Raw genomic sequence first — 17197 nt, forward strand, 5'->3', positions numbered from 1 at the left:
AAGAAGTCATCGGGTGATCGGGTGGGCTCATCGGGTGATCGGATGGGCTCATCGGGTGATCGGGTGAGCGTGGTCGAGGATGAACTGCGGGCCGGTGCGGTCGGCGCGGATCTGGGGCTCGAACCGCGACCACCACGCCTGGTTCTCCCGGTACCAGCCCAGGGTGGCCTCGAGACCGTCGGCCAGCGCCGTCTCCGGCTTCCAGTCGACGGCCCGGCGCAGCCGCTCCGACGCCGCCACCAGCGAGCTGCCGCGGCCGTCCGAGACCGGGCAGTCGATCCGGCGGGTCCGTCCGCCGACGTGGGCGTCGACGGTCTGCGCGACCTCCACGAGGTCGACCCCTTCGCCGGCGGAGATGTTGTAGGTCCCGCCCCACGCGTCCGACTCGACGAGGGCGAGGATCGCGGCGGCGGCATCCGCCACGTACAGGAAGTCACGCCGCCGGCCCGTCGCGACCTCCCGCTCGCAGCCACCGACGATCCCCTGCGTCAGCAGCCGGGGGACGATCCGGTCGGGGGCCTGCCAGGGCCCGTACAGGTTCGTCAGCCGCACGGTGGTGATCGAGCAGTCGTAGTTGATCCGGTAGGAGGCGGCGATGTGCTCGCAGCCGACCTTCGAGGCGGCGTAGGGCGACCGCGGGTCGGCCTCGTCGTCCTCGACGAACAGCTCGCCGCCGTTCCCGCCGTACACCTCGATGGAGGAGGTGAACAGGACGGGGATGCCGTGCCGGCGGGCCGCGGCCATGACGGGGGTGTGGGCCGCCATGTTGTTGGCCAGGACGTCCTCCGGATGGTGCAGGGAGTAGTCGACGTGCGGCAGCGCCGCCAGGTGGACGATGACGTCCAGGTCCTGCGGCAGCACCGCGTCCGGCCGGGCCAGGTCCAGGTCCCACCGGGTGATCCGCGGATCACCGGCCCGGTGCGCGAGCCGGCCCAGGCGGTCCCCGACGTCCACGGTCACGACGTCGTGGCCGCGCTCGACCGCGAGGTCGGTCAGATTGACACCGAGGAAGCCGGCCCCGCCGGTGATGCCGATCTTCTTCCGCATGATGGTGAACCTTTCAGTGGGGCCGATCAGTGGGGCCGAACCGCCGCTTGCCGAAGCGGCCGGTCAGATTCGAGCGTTGACATAGGCGCGGACCGCGCCGACGGTCGCGAAGGTCTCCAACGTGAAGTCCTCGTCCGGGATGGTGAACCCCCAGGTCGCCTCGATCTGAGCCAGGAACTCGACCAGGTCCAGGGAGTCGAACCCGAGGTCGGCGACCAGCGCCTGGCCGTCGGCGAACTCCGTCGGCGCGGTGCCCCGCACCGGATTCCGGGCGAACCGGCCGATCAACTCGTCGATCGCGGTGGGTGTGGCCATGGGCTGTGTTCTCTCCGTTCGGTTCATGGGACGGGGGCCGCCGCCGCGACGGCCGCGCTGATGCAGGCGAAGACCGCCGGGTCGAGGACGTCGGGCACCAGGTGGTCGGCGTCGAGCGTCGGGAGCGAGGCCCGGACCAGTCCGTCGACCGCGGCGAGCAGCATCTCGGGGGTGATCTGCGCCGCCCCGGCCGCCAGGGCCCCGTGGAAGATGCCGGGGACGGTCAGCAGGTTGGTGACGCAGTTCGGGGCGGTGGCCCGGCCGGTGGCGTAGACGGCCCCCACCGAGGCGGCCGCCGCCGGCAGGACCTCGGGAACCGGGTTGGCCAGCGACAGGATGATCGGCTGGGGTCGCATGCCGGCCAGCAGGGTCCCGGCCACCGTGGCCCGCGACAGCCCGACCAGGGCGTCCGCGCCTCGCAGCGCCTCTTCGAGGCCGCCGGTCAGGCCACGCGGGTTCGTGTACGTGATGGCCTCGCGTTTGGCGGCATTGAGGTCCCGGCGTCGGGCGCCCACGACACCGCGCGTGTCCACCAGGGTCAGGTCGGGCAGGCCCGCCGTCGCCAGCAGCCGCGCCGTCGCGATACCGGCCGCGCCGGCGCCGAGGATCACCACGCGCATCGCGGCGAACTCGCGGCCGGTGAGCAGCGCCGCGTTGCGCAGGGCCGCCACCACGGCCACCGCGGTGCCGTGCTGGTCGTTGTGCATGACCGGGCAGTCGAGCGTGTCGCGCAGCCGCTGCTCGAGCTCGAAACAGCCCGGCGCGGCCACGTCCTCGATGCTCACGGCCCCGAACGAGGGCCGCAGCGCCGCCAGTGCCGCCACGATCGCGTCGATCCGCCGGTCGGAGAAGACCAGGGGGATCGCGTCCAGGTCGGCGATCCTCTTGAAGAAGGCGCACTTCACCTCCAGGACCGGCAGGCCGGCGCGCGGTCCGACGTCCCCCAGACCCAGCACGGCCGAGCCGTCACTGACGACGGCGACCAGGCGCGGGGCCCAGGTGTACTGCTCGAACAGCCGCGGGTCCCGCTGGATCGCCGAACTCACCAGGGCCGTTGCCGGCGTGGACCAGGCGGCGAGGTCGGATGCGACCAGGGGCGAACGTCGTACCGCCGTCCCGATGAGGCCGTGCTCGTAGGCCTCCAGCACCCGCGGTGCGCAGAGCTCGGGGGGCGCGGACGGGCCGGCGTTCAGCATGCCGAGCGCCGGCGCGCGTCCCCGGGCCGGTCCGGTCCCTGGCTGACGACGCTTCGGAACTTGCGCCCCGGCGGGTGGACGACATCCCCGAGCAGGACCGAGACCTCGCTGGCGAAGAAGGTCGGCTTCAGGTACTCGGCCAGCACCCGGCCGGCCTCGGGGGTCCAGGCCCGGCCCGGCTCGATCACCGCGGTCAGCTCCGCCCCGGTCTGCCGGAACTGGTAGCGGGCGATGGAGCCCGGCCACGCCTTGAGGGCCCGGCGCACGCCGATGTCGAAGAAGGTCTGGTAGACCGGCTCGCCACCGTCCCCGAGCGCGTACTCGGCGATCCGCCCCTCGACGACGTCGATCGCCGGGCCGGACCGACCACAACCGCACTCCGCGGCGCGCACCGTCACCCGGTCGCCCAGGTCGTACCGGAGCAGCGGCATGGTCCGGAACCGGTGGTTGGTGACGATCAGGGCACCGGTGCCGTGGGCCGCCGGGCCGTCGTCGGTCAGCACTTCGACCGTCAGGTTCTCCGTCATGACGTGGCGGACACCCTGCGGACACGCGTAGGCGACGCACCAGGTCTCCTTCGAGCCGTAGTGGTCGGCGAGCCGAGCGCTCGGGAACGCCGCCCGGATGGCGGACCGGTCGCCGGGCAGCGTCGGCTCGCTGTTCAGCTCGACGAGGCGGAGACTGTCTGGGCCGGTGAGCCCGCGCTCGGTCAGCCAACGGCCGAACAGCCCGGCCACGCTCGGAACGACCTGGAACCACACCGGCCGATGCCGGTGCAGCGCGTCGTGGTACTCCTGGAACGCCGCGTCGGACAGGTCGCGGACGCTCAGGCTGAGGACGCTTCCCCGGACCACGGCACGGCCTTCGTCGTTCTCGTCGCTGCTGAACCGGCAGGCCGGCATCCGCGGCGAGGTGACGCCGTACCAGCGGCGGGCCTTCCACAGCGGCATGGCCACCCGCGTGCCTTCCACGGACCGGTAGTAGCGGCGCAGCGGGGTCCCGGTCGTCCCGCTGGTCTCGACGAACAGCAGGTCCGACGGGACGTGTCCGTCGGCCAGGAACGCCGACTCCCGTCCTCGGACGCTCGCCTTGCCGAGCACCTCGAGGTCGCTCAGCGCCGAGGCTCCGCCGGGGTACGCCTCCCGGTAGTGCGGAACCTCCTTCAGCGCGTGCCGGACGAGTGCCTCGACCTCCTGATCGACGCGGCCGGCCGTGCCCGACGGTTCAGCGCCCATGACGCTCGGTCCTTCCGATCTTGCCGTTCACGGTCCGCTCCAACCGGTCGACGAACACCACGTCCTGCAGCCACTTGTGCGGGGCCAGCTGGGTGCGCACGGCTTCGTGGATCTGTTCCGCGGTCACCGGCACGTCGTCGCGCCCGGCCACCACCAGGGCCACCGGCCGTTGCCCCCGCCGGGGGTCGTCGCGGCCGAGGACCCGGACCGCCGCGACGCCGGCGACCGCGCCGACGACCTGCTCCAGCTCCTCGGCCGAGACCTTCTTGCCGGCGACGTCGATGAGGTTCTTGAGGCGGCCCCGGACGTGGACGAGGCCGTCCTCGTCCACCCGGCCGAGGTCACCGGTCCGGATCACCCCGGGCGCCACGAGGACGTCGGACTCCGACGCGGAACCGGAGAGGTAGCCGAGCATGGCGTACGGGGTGTGCGCGTACAGCTCGACCGGGTCCTCGGCCGAGCCGGCCGGCCCGGCGGCGGCCCGGGTCCCGACGCCCACCCCGTCGATCGGGCGGCCCACGCAGCCCGGGGTCAGCGGGTCGCGCGTGCTCCGCCACGTCGTCAGCCGCGGGCCGCACTCGGTCATGCCCCAGGTCTGGAGCACCTCCACGTCCGGCAGGCCGGCGGTCACCCGCCGCAGGAACTCCGGGGTGACGGCCGAACCGCCCAGCGCCACCTGGCGGAGCGTGGGCACGCCGGCGAGGGCACGAACCACCGCGTCGCCCAGCAGGTGCGGGACCATCGTCGTGTTCGTGCACTCCCCGGTCCGCATCGCGGCGACCAGGTCGAACGGCATCGCGGGCCGGGGCGGGAAGACCAGGCGCCCGCCCACCAGCAGGTGGGCGAGGATCTGGCTGGTGTGGCAGTACCCGAACGCCGGCGAGAGGACGAGAAGAGTCGAGTCGTCCCGGTGGAGACCGACCGACGACGCGTGCGCGGCCGCGTTCCGCACCAGACGGTCGGGACTGTGCACTGCGCGCTTGGGCAGACCACCGGTCCCGCTGGTGGAGAGCAGGACCAGGCCGCCGGAGGTGAGTTCCGCGCACGGCGACGGCGACGGCGATGGCGACAGCGATGGCGATGGCACCTCCCCGGAGTCGGGCTGCCGACGCACCACCTCGGTGCCCGCGACGTGCGGGACGAGCCGAACGCCGACTCCGTAGCGGGCCATCTCCCGGTCGATCTCCGCCGAGCCCATCGCCGGGTCGTACGGCAGCACGTTGGCACCGAGCGACAGCGCGGCGAAGTAGGCGGTGAGATAGGCCGTGTCGTGCGTCGACTCGAGCATCGCCAGGTCGCCGCGCCGCACTCCGGCGGCCCGCAACCCGGCGGCGTCGCCGCGCACCGACTCCAGCAGTTCGGGGTACGTCAGGGCGTGGGCCGGATCGCGGACCGCCCAGCCCTGTGGACGCAGCCCGGCCGCGTTCTCCAGGGCGCGCAGGATGGCGTGCGCGCTCCCGTTCTTCGGGTCAGACATCGAACAGCCTCCGGTGTTCAGCGGGGCCCGCCGACAGGTCCTCGGCCGACCGGTAGCTGGTGGCTTCGCCGTTCTCGACGACCACGATCAGGTCCGCGTCCCGCGCCGCCGCCAGGCGGTGCGCCACGGCGACCAGGGTGCGGCCGTGCCGGGAGAGAGCCGCGAAGATCTGCTCTTCGGTCTCCCGGTCCACGGCGCTCGTGGCCTCGTCCAGAATCAGCAGGTCCGGGTCGCGGACCAGGGCGCGGGCGAGCGCGACGCGTTGCCGCTGGCCGCCCGAGATGCCCGCGCCGTTCGGCCCGAGGATGGTCTCGTAGCCCATCGGCATCGCCATGACCTCTTCGTGGATGCAGGCGCTGACGGCCGCTTCCCTGATCTGCTCGTCGGTCACGTCCGCCTCGCCCATGCCGATGTTGTCGCGGATGGAACCGGCGAACAGCCGCGTGTCCTGGTTGACGAAGGAGATGGAACGCCGGAGCAGCGGCCGGTCGAGCCGTCCCATCGGGACGCCGTTCAGCCGGACGTCGCCTTCGGTCGGGAGGTGGAGCCCGGCGGCCATCGCGGCCAGCGTCGACTTGCCCGAGCCGGTGCGGCCGAGCACGACGGTGAAGGATCCGGGGGCGATCGCGAGGTCCACGTTCTTCAGCACCGGCCGCGCACCGCCGGGGTAGCCGAACCCGACGGCCTCGAACTCGACGGCGCCGCCGGCGTCCCCGGCCACCAGGACGTCGTGCGGGGAGCGCTCCGGCGCGGCGTCCAGGATGTCGCTCAGCCGCGCCAGCGGCGCGTACAGGCCGGCCACCTGAAGACCGTTCTGGACGATGCTCGCCAGCGGCACCAGCATGCCCATGGACAGCGAGACGAACCCGACCACGGTGCCCAGCGAGGCCGAACCCTGTGACACGCGCACCGCGCCGAGCAGCAGCACGAGCACCGGGGCGACGAACTGGATGCTCATGCTCAGCGCCCCGCTCAGCACCGCCCACCGGCGGGACCGGCCACGGGCGTTGATCTCGTCGGCGAGCACGTTCGACCAGCGCTCGCCGGCCAGTTGGTCCAGGCCGGCGGCCTTGAGGGTGGCGACCCCGTCCAGCAGTTCGACCAGCTCGCCCTCGGCCTGCGCCTGGCTCTCCAGGGCGTCCACCGAGAGGTACCGCTGTCGCCGCCAGGACGTCACCAGCACGGTGATCTGAAGGACGGCCAGGAGGAAGACCAGCAAGGCCAGTTCGGGATCGACCAGCGGCAGCAGCACGGAGTAGCCGAGGACCAGCACGCCGTCGAAGGCGGCCGACAAGGTCGTGTTCGTCAGGACCTGGCGGGTGATGGCGGTGGTCCGCACACGCAGCGCCAGGTCCCCGCTGTTGCGGGTGACGAAGAAGTCGTAGGGCAGCGACAGCAGGTGCTGGAGGATGCCGAGTGTCACCTGCTTGTCGGCCAGCGCCTGCAAGGACTGGATCGCCAGCCCTCGGGCGGCCTGAAGCCCGAAGAAGACGAGCACCAGCACGGCCGCGCTCGCGGCCGCGAACGGCAGCCCGCCCAGTGAGCCGCCGACCTTCGCGTGACTCACCAGGTAGGCGGAGGCGAGCGGGACGACGAAGTTGAACAGCAGCAACGCCAGCGACGTCGCGGTCAGCGTGCCCCAACTCCCCGCCCGGGGGAGGAAGTGGCGCAGGTATCGCCACGGGCTCGTCGGCTTCCGGACCTCCGACGCGGTGTCCGCCGGCCGGTCCTGGACCAGCGGCGCCTGGAACTCCAGCACGACGCCGGTGAACGCCTTCGCCGCGGTCTCGAGGTCCACCCGGCGGCGTCCGAACGAGGGATCGACGAGGTAGACCCAGCCGTGCGAGACCCGCTCCAGCACCACGAAGTGGTTGAAGTTCCAGAACAGGATGCTGGCGGGCGGCAGCTCGGCGAGGCCGTCGATCGTGGCACGCACACCGCGCCCGGACAGGCCGTGGCGCCGGGCCGTCTCCAGCAGCGTCCGGGCCGAGGCTCCGTCCCGGCCGGTCGAGGTCTCCTGCCGCAGCTGCTCGATCCCGATCTCGACGCCGTGGAAGGCGAGCACCATGGACAGGCACGCCACGCCGCAGTCCGTCATCTGCGACTGGATCCGGACCGGGACCCGCCGGTTCGCGTGACGCGACGTCCGGGATGCGGCGGAACGCCGCTCGGAACCCTCGCTCCGGACCTGTCGCGCAGGGCGGATGCGAGCACGTGTGACGACCAGCGGCCCGTACTCCCGCGAGGTCGACCGCTTCTCCAAAGCTTCGCGACGGAACCGTCGGTCCCGTTCCGCGAATCCGTCTCGCGGCAGCTGTCGCTCGTCCGATCCGCTCATCCGTACCATTCCCCATGCGTCGCCGGTGGGGGCACCGGCGTGCCGCTGACTCGATCACGTGCGTGTGTGTGTCACAGACAAGTCGGGAGCCAGCCGACGGCGATGTTCCGGCGGCTGGCTCCCGCTCGACCTCGGGGGAGTGGGACGCCCCTCAGGGCGTCCTCCCCGTGGATCCGTGCGGACCGGAATTAGTCCACCTTCGCGCGGGCGGAAACCGCGCCCAGGCCACCGACGATGTCGTCGAGGTCGGCGTCCGACAGCTCGCAGATGTCGACGTTGACGAAGTTGATCTTCTCCATGAAAAACACCTCCTTCCGCCATGTGCTCGGGGGGAGTGGGACGCCCCTCAGGGCGTCGTCCCCGTGGATCCGTGTGGACCGGAATTAGTCCACCTTCGCGCGGGCGGAAACCGCGCCCAGGCCACCGACGATGTCGTCGAGGTCGGCGTCCGACAGCTCGCAGATGTCGACGTTGACGAAGTTGATCTTCTCCATGAAAAAACACCCCCTCCCCTCATGCGATTCTTGTGGTGTCGCCGTGGGCTTTCGCCGCGTCCCGATCCGAGGATCAGGACGGCGTTCGGCCGACGGACGTCCAGGTGGGATCGCGGACCACGACGACATCCCCGGGGATGACGAGGTCCGGCGTATCCGGTACGGCTGCGCGCAGCCTGGCATGCAGGTCATCGACATCGGTGCCGACGGCCGCGCGCACGGTCGCGCGCAAGGCCGTACCGCCGTCGCGATGATTTTCGACTTCGACATCGACCGCCGCCACTCCGGGAACCTTGGCCAGCCCGGCGGCGATTTCGGCGACATCGACGGAGACCACGGACCGGCCTGAAGAATCCTTCAGGGAGTCCCTCCTGTGGTCGTCTTCACGAGATGTCGGATTTCCTTCTCCGACTTTCCTCGACTGGAAGACGTCCACATCGTATGTCCTGGCCCGAAGAATATCCAGGAACTCTTCCGAACCGGATTCCGAGAATATCGATTCGAGGAAGACCAGGCGCAGCGCCGTCTCGTCCCGGTCGCAGCGCACCTGAAGGCTCACGCCGTCGGTCTCGTGGGCGAACTCGGGCCAGTACGGCCCGGTCTGCACCAGTACCGAGGGCGTCCGCAGGTCCTCCTCGAGCTGCCGGCCGCCGAGATGGTTGACCGAGACGCTGCAGGCCCGGTGGGTGCCCCAGCGCTCACGGGAGATCCGGCGGAGCGCAGCGAACGCCTCGACGGACAGGTCCCGGTGCGCGACCACGGCCAACAGGTCCCGTTTGACCTGGCGCACCAGGTCGCCCGGTGCGGCCGGGCGTTCCAGGACCAGGGGCAGCGGCACCATGAACATCCCGACGACGCCGCGCTCGGCCCACCGGCGGGTGTCCACCGGGATGCTGAGTCTCACCAGGTCCTGCTCGGTGAACTCGAAGAGCGCGGCCGCGAACGCGGCCAGGATCCACTGGAACTCGGTCACTCCGGCCGCCCGTGCGCGATCACGCAGAGCCGCCAGATCGGCTCCCCGCCAGTTCGACCTCCGGAGCACGCAGGATGGACCGCCATCGTCCGACCCCACCCGCCCGATCGCCTGGAACGTGGGCGGCGCAGCGGCCGCCCGCGACTCCCAGAAGCTGTCACGGGATGGGTCCGACCGCTCCCGGGCGGCCCTCAGGCGCTCCCGGACAACGGATTCGAAGCTGACGGGCCCGCCCACGACCGGCTCGTTCCCGGCCTCCAGCTCCCGGTAGCGCCGCCACAGGTCGCGGGCGAACACCGCGCGGCCCGTACCGTCGACCACCACGTGCGAGAAGGTGGCGAGGAACGCGTGAACCGACTCGGAGTGTCTGAGCAGGTGGAATCGGAAGGGAGGTTCCTCAGCGAGGTTCCAGTCGTTCCGCAGGTCTGCCATGAGCACGTTCCGCGCATAGCGGCCGAACTGCTCCTCGTCCTTGCTCGCCACCTGCCGGCAATCGATCAGATCCTCCCCCTCGGGGACTTCCCTGACCCATTGCGCCGGTTCACCGTCGGCCCCCGTGGCGACTCCCAGGCGAAGCGCCTCGTGATCCGTCACGCAGCCCTTCAGGGCGGCGATGAACCGGGAGACGTCCAACTCGCCGGAAATGCGGTGCTGGAGGTAGACCGGATTCCGGGCGCCCGGATGGTTCCGTGCGGCAAACCAGTGATTGTACTGCCCCTCGGTGAGGGGGAACGTACGACTCATGGTACTCCGGAATGATAGAAGGCGCAGTGAGAGAAGTCGGCGACCGGCCGACCGGTTGTTCCTGATGCAATCGAACCATCGTGCCCGGGGCACCGACAGAGCATTCCGGGTAAATCCCCTGCCCTTTCGGGCAGTCAGCACGCACCCGGATCTGTTCGCGGAAGTTCTTCCGCTTCGATTTCTCGACCTTCCCATGCCCGTTCACGGGTGGTCAACGTACGAAGGAGCAGATGAAACCCGAAACTCTGCGCTTAAGGGCACCGCGTTCTCCCCGGGTTCCCGGGAACTCCCGGCGGCTCGCCGGGCAGTCGCCTCAGATCAGGCCCTGCCGCATCGCGTAGACGACCGCGTGCGTGCGGTTGCGCAGCTGGAGGCGACTGGTGACGTCCTGCAGCACGTTCTTCACCGTGCGCTCGGAGTAGGCGAGTCGGGCCGCGATCTCGCGGGTGTCATGGCCCTCCGCGACCAGCTTCAGCACGTCGATCTCGCGCTGGTGCAGGCCGGAGAACGACCGGCCGCGCGGGTCCAGGATCTGGCGCTGCAGCCGGCTCATCTGCTGGAGCAGCCGGCCCAGCAGGTCGGCCGGGATCGCAGCCTCACCGCGGACGGCCGCACCCAGCGTGCGGACGAGTTGGTCGGCGGTCGCCTCGGACCGGCGGACCAGGCCGACCACCCCGCACTCCACGGCGGCTGCCATCGCGGCGTCGTCCAGCGCCGACACCACCACGACCAGCGCCGAGGTGAGGGTCCGCTGCAGGTCACGCAACTGGGCGACGACCCCCTGGTCCAGACTGTCCGCGACCACCAGCACGGCGTCCGCGTGGTCGGCCTCGCCGGCTTCCACCAGCCGCAGTTCGGGCCGGGTCTGCAGCTGGGCGGCGACGCCCAACCGCGAGATGGGGTCCTCGGCCTGGATGCGGACGGCGATGCGCTGCACGGACATGGGGTGGCCTCCGGTGGTGGTAGGGGGCGGGCAGGCGGGTGGGTGCCGGCCTGCAGCCAGGTGTGGTGCCCGCCTCTCGGCCCCGGCCGGTTGCGCGGAGGGCTCGCCGTTCTCCACCGCCAGCCTCCGGCATCCGCCCGCCGACGGACAAGGCGTTGCCCGTTGCCCATCACGCGGGCAACCAGGCCGGGCGGCGGGCAACACCCCGGGTGACAGGAGGCGGACCGGCAGCGGCCGGACGGGCAGCAGCGCCGGCGGGCTCGGACGCGGCTGCCCGATGGGGCAGCCGGAACGAGCGGACGGGCGGCCGGTGCTGCCCGCACCGCGGCCCGTCCGGCCCTGGCGCCGCGGGTGCGGGCGGAGCAGGATGGATCCGTGCGACGGCGACCCCCGCCGTGGGGGCGAGGGGTCGGTGACGTCGGGTCACCGCGTCGGGTTACCGCGACCATACGCAGGCCGCAGGCCGGCCTGGCACGCTCGCGTCAGGGGCGCGGCGACGACGTGCCGCGCCGCCCGGGTGCCGGGGCGGCGGTGCGGCAGGGCGCGAGGCCGGCCAGGCAGGCTCTGAGGTCCGCTTCGCGCGGGTCCCCCAGCTCGTCGTAGAGCGCCCACGACCGCAGCCAGGCCCGCCGAGCCTGCCGCGCCCGCCCGTCGACGCTCAGGCAGAGCCCGAGCTGGTGCAGCGCGTGCGCGGCGCCGGCCCGCATGCCGGTGCGGCCGTGCAGCTCGAGCGCCCGCCGGTAGCAGTCCTCGGCACGCGCGTGTTCGCCCAGCCCCCGGTGGGCGCTGCCGCTCAGCGTCCAGGCAGCCGCCTCCAACCACAAGGAGCCGCCGGCGCGGTGCAGTTCGCGCGCGCGGACCAGTGGCCCGAGCGCCTCGCCAGGGCGGCCCAGGGCGAGGCGCGCCTCGCCCAGCGTGCTCAGCGCGAGCGCCGTGCCCCAGTCGCTCCCGGCGGCGGCGAAGAGCGCCATGGCCCGCTCCACCTGCTCGGCCGCCTCGGCGCCCCGGCCCTGGCGCATGCAGGACATGGCGTACCCGAGCCGGACACCGGCTTCACCCGCGGCGTCCCCGCCGTCCCCGAAGCACTCGATCCCCCGCCGGTAGTGCCGGTCCGCCACCGGATGCTGCCGCAGCCCGGCGTGGGCACAGGCCAGCACCAGTTCGGCGCACGCCGCGGCCTGCGGCCCGTGCCCGGCCGCGCCCTCGGCGGCGAGCTGACCGGCCGCCAGCTGGTCGTGATGGTGGTGCCGCAGGAACAGGAAGCCCCAGAGCACGTAAGGCAGTTGCCAGGCCACCGGGCTGCCGTCGTCCCGCGCGGCCCGCACGCAGGCCAGCAGGTTCACCCGCTCGCTCTCGCACCACGCCAGGGCGTCGGCGGTGGCGGCGAACCGCGGCGGCCGGCAGCCCTCGGGCAGCGGTCCGATCGGCAGGCGGTGGCGGGCCGGGCCCAGCAGCTGGTCCGTCGCCGCCTCGGCCGCGTGCAGGTACCAGGCCAGGACCCGGTCGGCGCAGGTCGCCAGCGTCTCCGGTTCCTCGCTGCGGGCCCGCTCCCGCGCGTACTCCCGCAACAGGTCGTGCATCCGGTACCGGCCCGGCGCGACCTCGACCACCAGGCTGGCGGCGTGCAGCTCGCCGAGCAGCCGGGCGGCAGCCTCCGGCGGTACCCCCCACAGCGCGGCGACGGCTCCCACCCCGGCCACGGCGCCGGGGTGCAGGGCCAACAGCCGGAACGCACGGGCCAGTTCACCGCTGAGTGCCCGGTAGGACCAGGCGAAGACGGACCGCACCGCGGTCTCGGCGTCGCCCGGCACCGCCAGCGCGTCCAGCCGCGAGCTGGCGGGCCCGGGCACCCGGGTCGGCGGGGTCGTCAGCGAGGCGGCGAAGGCCGGTCCCTCCTCGGTCAGCCGCTCGGCCGCGATCCGCAGCGCCAGCGGCAGGTAGGCGCAGCGGCGCGCGACCTCGGCCAGCAGCGAGTCGAGCACGGTACCGGTGGCGGCACCGGCCGTCGTGGTGGCGGAGCGATCGGCGGCGGGGACGTCATCGCGGGAACCCGGCCCGCCGAACTCGGCCCGCCGGTCGAGCGCGCGGCGCAGCAGGTGCAGCGCCGCGTCGGCGGCCAGCGGCTCCAGGGTCACCCGCAGCGCACCGTGCCGCACGCTCAGCGCCGTCAGCCGCCGCCTGCTGGTGACCAGGACCAGGCTGCGGCCGGTGCCCGGCAGCAACGGCGCGACCTGGGCGGCGGAGTCCGCGTCGTCGAGCACCACGACCACCCGGCGCTCCGCCAGCAGGCTGCGCAGCAGGGCGGCGCGCTCGGCCGGCTCACCGGCCAGGTCCTCCGGTGCCACGCCCAGTGTGCGCAGCAGTCCGGTCGCCACGTCACCGGGCACCGCAGGACTGTTGGTGCAGAGGTCGGCGAAGAGCAGTCCGCCGGGGTAGGACGGGCTCAGCCGCCGCGCCAGCCAGACGGCGAAGGTGGTCTTGCCCGCGCCGCCCATCCCGTCGACCGCGACCACGGCCGGGCCGCTCTGCCGCGCGACCAGCGCCTCGATCCGGGCCAGTTCCCGCTCGCGCCCCCACATCTCGCCCGTGGCCGGCAGCTGCGCAGGGACGGGTCGCGCGCGGAACGCCCGCTCCCGCCCGGGTGGGTCCACCGCGGTGAGGTCCGCCGACTCGGACCGGGCCGGTGCCGCTGAGCGTCTCGGTGGCTCCGTGGACCGGAGGGGCTCCGCTGCGCCCGCGGCCAGTCGGACCAGCTCGCCGTCGGCGCCCAGCACCCGGTCGCAGAGCTCGGCGAACTCCGGCGAGACCGCTCGGGTGCCGTTCTCGATCCGGCTCAGGTAGCTCTTGCTGTAGTGGAGCAGCTCCGCGAGCCGGGACAGCGACCAGCCGCGCCCGGTCCGCAGCTGCCTGATCCGCTCCCCGACCGACACCTGCGCCTCCCCGGGAACTGCCGGTCCGTTCCCGCTGCTCAGGGCCGAAGCGGGCGCCGCGCACTGGGGCATCAGGGTGGCGTGTCGGGGCACGAGGAAGACCGATCGGTGCGGGGCGGGCTGGACATGACGCTGCGTCGGGGCCGGTCGGGGCAGGGCCGGCAGGAGGGGGTGGCCGGCGGCCGCGGCGGCAGCTCCCGGGCCCCGTCGAAGTCGCCGGGCCCGCGCGGTGGAGCAACCGACCGCAGCACCGCCCTGACCTGTTCGACTCGCTGCCTGCTGTGCCTCAACTCGTCCGCAAGTCGGTCGAGTTCGGCCTGCGCGCGAACCAGCGCGGCCGAGGCGGTCGGCGGCTGCGCGGCCACCAGGTCCGGCCCGCCCGCGGCGTGCAGCAACCCGCACCACCGCAGGATCCTGATCGCCTCGCGGCAGCCGTCCGCACTCAGGCCGGTCTCGCTGCTCGCCCGCCGCGCGTCGGTCCCGTCGAAGCGGCCCTGTCGCCTGGCCCAGCGGTAGAAGGTGACGGCGTCGTCGCCGAGCCCGGGCGTCGGGGGGCTGTCGGGTGCCGGATCCATCGAGTACACGGGCGGGCCCGCCGTCCGTGACCCGCTCAGGCCTGGACGCCGGCCGAAGCCGCGCCCGGGGTGGGCTGCGGCGCACGGTGCGTGCCCGGGTGGGTGTGCGCGGTGGTGTGCGGGGTGGTGGGCACGGTGGTGTGCGGGGTGGTGGGCGCGCCGGTGGGGAACGGCGAGGTGCGCTTGCAGGCATCGAGCGGGAGCTTGGTCCCCACGCAGACGGGCCAGCCCCAGCTGGTGTTGGCCTGCACCGTGGTCGCCGGCCCGCCCGAGCGCTGCGCGGCGGCCGGCAGGCCCGCCAGCGTCGCGGTTCCGGCCGCCAGCGCGAGCGCCAGACCGAGAGCGCGGACGAATCGGCGTGCCTTCATGAGTTCTCCTGACAACGTGGTCGGCGATCGGTTCGGTACGAACCCGTTCTATTTCTCGATCCTCCTGGGGGCGCGGCGGCAGCACCAGGGGGATGGGGGAGCATAAAGATGACAAGTGACTGAGGAGGGGTGGATGAACTGGGTCAATTCGGAATCATCCGAGGTCGCGGGGCAGGTGACGGCCCTCGACGACGACGCGCGGCAGGTGTACGAGTGGGTCGTCAGGCACGGCCGGCTGGACGCCGACGACCCGGTTCCGTTGGCCCGCGCCCTCGGTCTGCCGGAGGACCGCTGCCGGCGCTCGGTGCAGTGGCTGGTGGAACTGTGCCTGCTGGCCCCGCGGCCCGGGGGCGAGCCGGGCCGGCTGACCGCGGTCGGCCCGGACGCCGCCGCGGCGCGGCTGACCGGGCCCGAGGAGGCCCGGTTGAAGGCGGAGGAGGCCGAGCTGCAGCGCCGGCAGGCGGCGCTGGCCGGGCTCAGGGCCGAACTGGCCTCGCTCGGCCCGGTGTACATGGCCCAGGGCGGCGGCGTGGACGGCGCGGTGCAGGTCCTGGAGGACATGCACGCGGTCCGGGCGGCCCTGACCTCCGTGGTCGGCGGGGCCGCGGAGGAGGTGCTGGCGGTCCAGCCGGGCGGCGGGCACCCGGAAGCGGCCCTGATGGAGTCGTTGCCCCGCGACCTGGACATGCTGCACCGCGGCGTGCGGCTGCGGAGCATCTACCAGCACCCCACCCGGTTCGACATGCCGACCCGCTCGTACGCCGACGTGATCCTGGCGGCCGGCGCGGAGATCAGGACCCGGCCCGAGGTGCCCGGCCAGCTGGTCATCGTCGACCGCACGACCGCCTTCGTCCCCGCCCGGCTCGCCGCCGGCGGCGCCATGATGGTCCGCGAGCCGTCCCTGGTGGCGTTCCTCGCCCGGACCTTCGAACACGAATGGGACCAGGCGATCCCGTACGACACCAGTCCGGCTGCCGCCCGGGTGGTCTCCAGCTCCATCGAGGAGGCCATCGCCGTGCTGCTCGCGGCCGGCGTCAAGGACGACGTCATCGCGCGGCGCCTCGGCATGTCGACCAGGACCTGCCGCGCCCACGTGGCGAAGCTGCTGACCCGGCTCGGCGCCCAGAGCCGCTTCCAGGCGGGCGTCCTGGCCGAGCGCCAGGGGCTGGTCAACGCCCTGGAGCCCGAGTAGCGGGCCGGCCCGGTCGAACCGGACGGAGGTGTGCATTCACGCGCACGTACCGATTTCCGGGCCGAGGAATTCCCCGAGCGGCCGGCCGAATCCGGAAATGCCCCTCCCCGTCCGAAACGTCGTGCACGGGAATCAGGTTCTGCTCGCCGAACCTCCGGCATCCGGTGCCGCTCGCCAAGGAGCCGATCACCGTGGACGACGTCGCGGGCGGGCTCGAGCCGGCGGCCGAGTACGGGGCCTGGCGCCGCCGGGCTGGGCCGAGGAGACTGGTCCGGGTGACGGAGCTGCGGGCCGGCGAGCGCGCCGGGTGGACGCCCGAGCAGGCCCGGCGGGCCTTCCGGGCCGGACTGAACGTGCCCACGGCCGGGGTGGCGCTCGGGTTCACCCAGGCCAACCTGCTCTCGGTGCCCCGGGACTGGGCCGCGGAGTTCCGGCTCTTCGCCGAGCGCAACCCGCGGCCCTGCCCGGTCCTGGAGGAGACCGCGCCGGGCAGCTGGCGCAGCCGGCTGGCTCCGGGGGCGGACCTGCGCACCGATCTGGGGGCGTACCGGGTCTGGGTCGACGGCGAGCCGCTCGGGCCGGCGGAGCGGGCCGAGATCGCCGAGCTGCCCGAGGTGCGCGGCGGCGACCTGGTCACCTTCCTGATCGGGTGCAGCTTCAGCTTCGAGGGGCCGTTGCTGGCGGCGGGCGTGCCGCTGCGCCACGTCGAGCAGGGGCGGAACGTCGCGATGTACGTGACCGACCGGGCGTGCACGCCGGCGGGGCGGGTACGCGGGTCGCTGGTGGTCTCGATGCGCCCGATCCCGGCCGAGCTGGTGGACACCGCGGTCGCGGTCACCGCCCGGATGCCGGCGATGCACGGGGCTCCGGTGCAGGTGGGGGCGCCGGAGGAACTGGGGATCGCCGACCTGTCCCGGCCGGACCACGGGGACCCGGTGACGATCGGGGACGGCGAGGTGCCGGTCTTCTGGGCGTGCGGGGTGACGGCGCAGCAGGCGGTGATCGGGTCGCGGCCGCCGTTCGCGATCACGCACGCGCCGGGTCGGATGTTCGTCACCGACGCGCGGGACAGCGACTACCTGTTGCCGTAGCGGAAAGTGCCGGGTTGGTCGGAGCACTGACGGTCTCTCATACTTCTTGGGTCCGCTCCTGGGGGGAGTCCGTTGTCCGAGTCCGTGCCGTCCGTGCCCGTGCCCGCGTCCGAACCAGAGCCAGAGCCAGAGCCAGAGCCAGAGCCAGCGCCGGAGCCCGGCCGCCGGCTGCCGCGCGTCGTGACTGCGGTGCTGGCCGGCCTCGGGCTGCTCGCGGTCACCGCGGCCGGCGCCACCGCCACCGTCGCCCTCGGCCGCCGCGCGCAGCACCGCGCCGCC

General features: G+C 73.2%; 13 protein-coding genes. 2 read left to right on the forward strand and 11 right to left on the reverse strand.

The window, feature by feature from the left end; translation table 11 throughout:
* Window positions 1–48: 48 nt before the first annotated feature.
* The 11 genes from ACQRUO_RS20990 to ACQRUO_RS21040 all read right to left on the reverse strand — a co-directional run bounded on the left by ACQRUO_RS20990 (window position 49) and on the right by ACQRUO_RS21040 (window position 14635).
* Window positions 49–1047, reverse strand: a complete 999-nt coding sequence (locus ACQRUO_RS20990; RefSeq protein WP_428317533.1) for an NAD-dependent epimerase/dehydratase family protein — start codon at window positions 1045–1047, stop codon at window positions 49–51.
* A 63-nt stretch (window positions 1048–1110) separates the two neighbouring features.
* Window positions 1111–1362, reverse strand: coding sequence for an acyl carrier protein (locus ACQRUO_RS20995; RefSeq protein WP_428317534.1), 252 nt, complete (start codon window positions 1360–1362; stop codon window positions 1111–1113).
* A 23-nt stretch (window positions 1363–1385) separates the two neighbouring features.
* Window positions 1386–2558 carry an NAD(P)-dependent malic enzyme gene (locus tag ACQRUO_RS21000; protein ID WP_428317535.1) on the reverse strand — a complete coding sequence of 391 codons (1173 nt, stop codon included), beginning with the start codon at window positions 2556–2558 and terminating at the stop codon, window positions 1386–1388.
* Window positions 2552–3793: a hypothetical protein gene (locus ACQRUO_RS21005; RefSeq protein ID WP_428317536.1), complete on the reverse strand. Its 1242-nt coding sequence runs from the start codon at window positions 3791–3793 to the stop codon at window positions 2552–2554. The genes ACQRUO_RS21000 and ACQRUO_RS21005 overlap by 7 nt, the downstream gene beginning before the upstream one ends.
* Window positions 3783–5270: a class I adenylate-forming enzyme family protein gene (locus ACQRUO_RS21010; RefSeq protein ID WP_428317537.1), complete on the reverse strand. Its 1488-nt coding sequence runs from the start codon at window positions 5268–5270 to the stop codon at window positions 3783–3785. The genes ACQRUO_RS21005 and ACQRUO_RS21010 overlap by 11 nt, the downstream gene beginning before the upstream one ends.
* Window positions 5263–7533 carry a peptidase domain-containing ABC transporter gene (locus ACQRUO_RS21015; RefSeq protein ID WP_428317538.1) on the reverse strand — a complete coding sequence of 757 codons (2271 nt, stop codon included), beginning with the start codon at window positions 7531–7533 and terminating at the stop codon, window positions 5263–5265. Before ACQRUO_RS21015 ends, ACQRUO_RS21010 begins: the two co-directional genes overlap by 8 nt.
* A gap of 642 nt (window positions 7534–8175) precedes the next feature.
* On the reverse strand, window positions 8176–9819 hold the full coding sequence (locus ACQRUO_RS21020; protein ID WP_428317539.1) for a condensation domain-containing protein: 1644 nt from the start codon (window positions 9817–9819) through the stop codon (window positions 8176–8178).
* A gap of 313 nt (window positions 9820–10132) precedes the next feature.
* Complete coding sequence (locus ACQRUO_RS21025) at window positions 10133–10762, reverse strand: response regulator transcription factor (protein ID WP_428317540.1); 630 nt, start codon at window positions 10760–10762, stop codon at window positions 10133–10135.
* A gap of 482 nt (window positions 10763–11244) precedes the next feature.
* Complete coding sequence (locus ACQRUO_RS21030) at window positions 11245–13692, reverse strand: ATP-binding protein (protein ID WP_428317541.1); 2448 nt, start codon at window positions 13690–13692, stop codon at window positions 11245–11247.
* A gap of 71 nt (window positions 13693–13763) precedes the next feature.
* Window positions 13764–14267, reverse strand: coding sequence for a hypothetical protein (locus ACQRUO_RS21035; RefSeq protein ID WP_428317542.1), 504 nt, complete (start codon window positions 14265–14267; stop codon window positions 13764–13766).
* 35 nt (window positions 14268–14302) lie between these two features.
* A complete protein-coding gene (locus ACQRUO_RS21040) occupies window positions 14303–14635 on the reverse strand; it encodes a hypothetical protein (RefSeq protein WP_428317543.1) in 333 nt (110 codons plus the stop codon).
* Window positions 14636–14768: 133 nt separating this feature from the next.
* On the opposite strand from ACQRUO_RS21040, the gene ACQRUO_RS21045 reads away from it, so the two are divergent.
* Together ACQRUO_RS21045 and ACQRUO_RS21050 are read left to right on the forward strand one after the other, a co-directional pair.
* Window positions 14769–15827 (forward strand): helix-turn-helix transcriptional regulator, encoded by a 1059-nt coding sequence (locus ACQRUO_RS21045; protein WP_428317544.1) that lies wholly within the window; start codon window positions 14769–14771, stop codon window positions 15825–15827.
* 266 nt (window positions 15828–16093) lie between these two features.
* Window positions 16094–16918, forward strand: a complete 825-nt coding sequence (locus ACQRUO_RS21050) for a putative hydro-lyase (protein ID WP_428317545.1) — start codon at window positions 16094–16096, stop codon at window positions 16916–16918.
* Window positions 16919–17197 lie beyond the last annotated feature (279 nt).

Origin of the sequence: Kitasatospora sp. LaBMicrA B282, from assembly GCF_050325825.1 — a bacterium.
In the GTDB taxonomy this organism is placed as follows: domain Bacteria; phylum Actinomycetota; class Actinomycetes; order Streptomycetales; family Streptomycetaceae; genus Kitasatospora.

Bases quoted from the DNA above. Each gene is read 5' to 3' on its own strand.
- ACQRUO_RS21000 (WP_428317535.1), bottom strand. From the start codon at position 2,558: ATGCTGAACGCCGGCCCGTCCGCGCCCCCCGAGCTCTGCGCACCGCGG.
- ACQRUO_RS21035 (WP_428317542.1), bottom strand. From the start codon at position 14,267: ATGGATCCGGCACCCGACAGCCCCCCGACGCCCGGGCTCGGCGACGAC.
- ACQRUO_RS21020 (WP_428317539.1), bottom strand. From the start codon at position 9,819: ATGAGTCGTACGTTCCCCCTCACCGAGGGGCAGTACAATCACTGGTTT.
- ACQRUO_RS21005 (WP_428317536.1), bottom strand. From the start codon at position 3,793: ATGGGCGCTGAACCGTCGGGCACGGCCGGCCGCGTCGATCAGGAGGTC.
- ACQRUO_RS20995 (WP_428317534.1), bottom strand. From the start codon at position 1,362: ATGGCCACACCCACCGCGATCGACGAGTTGATCGGCCGGTTCGCCCGG.
- ACQRUO_RS20990 (WP_428317533.1), bottom strand. From the start codon at position 1,047: ATGCGGAAGAAGATCGGCATCACCGGCGGGGCCGGCTTCCTCGGTGTC.
- ACQRUO_RS21040 (WP_428317543.1), bottom strand. From the start codon at position 14,635: ATGAAGGCACGCCGATTCGTCCGCGCTCTCGGTCTGGCGCTCGCGCTG.
- ACQRUO_RS21045 (WP_428317544.1), top strand. From the start codon at position 14,769: ATGAACTGGGTCAATTCGGAATCATCCGAGGTCGCGGGGCAGGTGACG.
- ACQRUO_RS21025 (WP_428317540.1), bottom strand. From the start codon at position 10,762: ATGTCCGTGCAGCGCATCGCCGTCCGCATCCAGGCCGAGGACCCCATC.
- ACQRUO_RS21010 (WP_428317537.1), bottom strand. From the start codon at position 5,270: ATGTCTGACCCGAAGAACGGGAGCGCGCACGCCATCCTGCGCGCCCTG.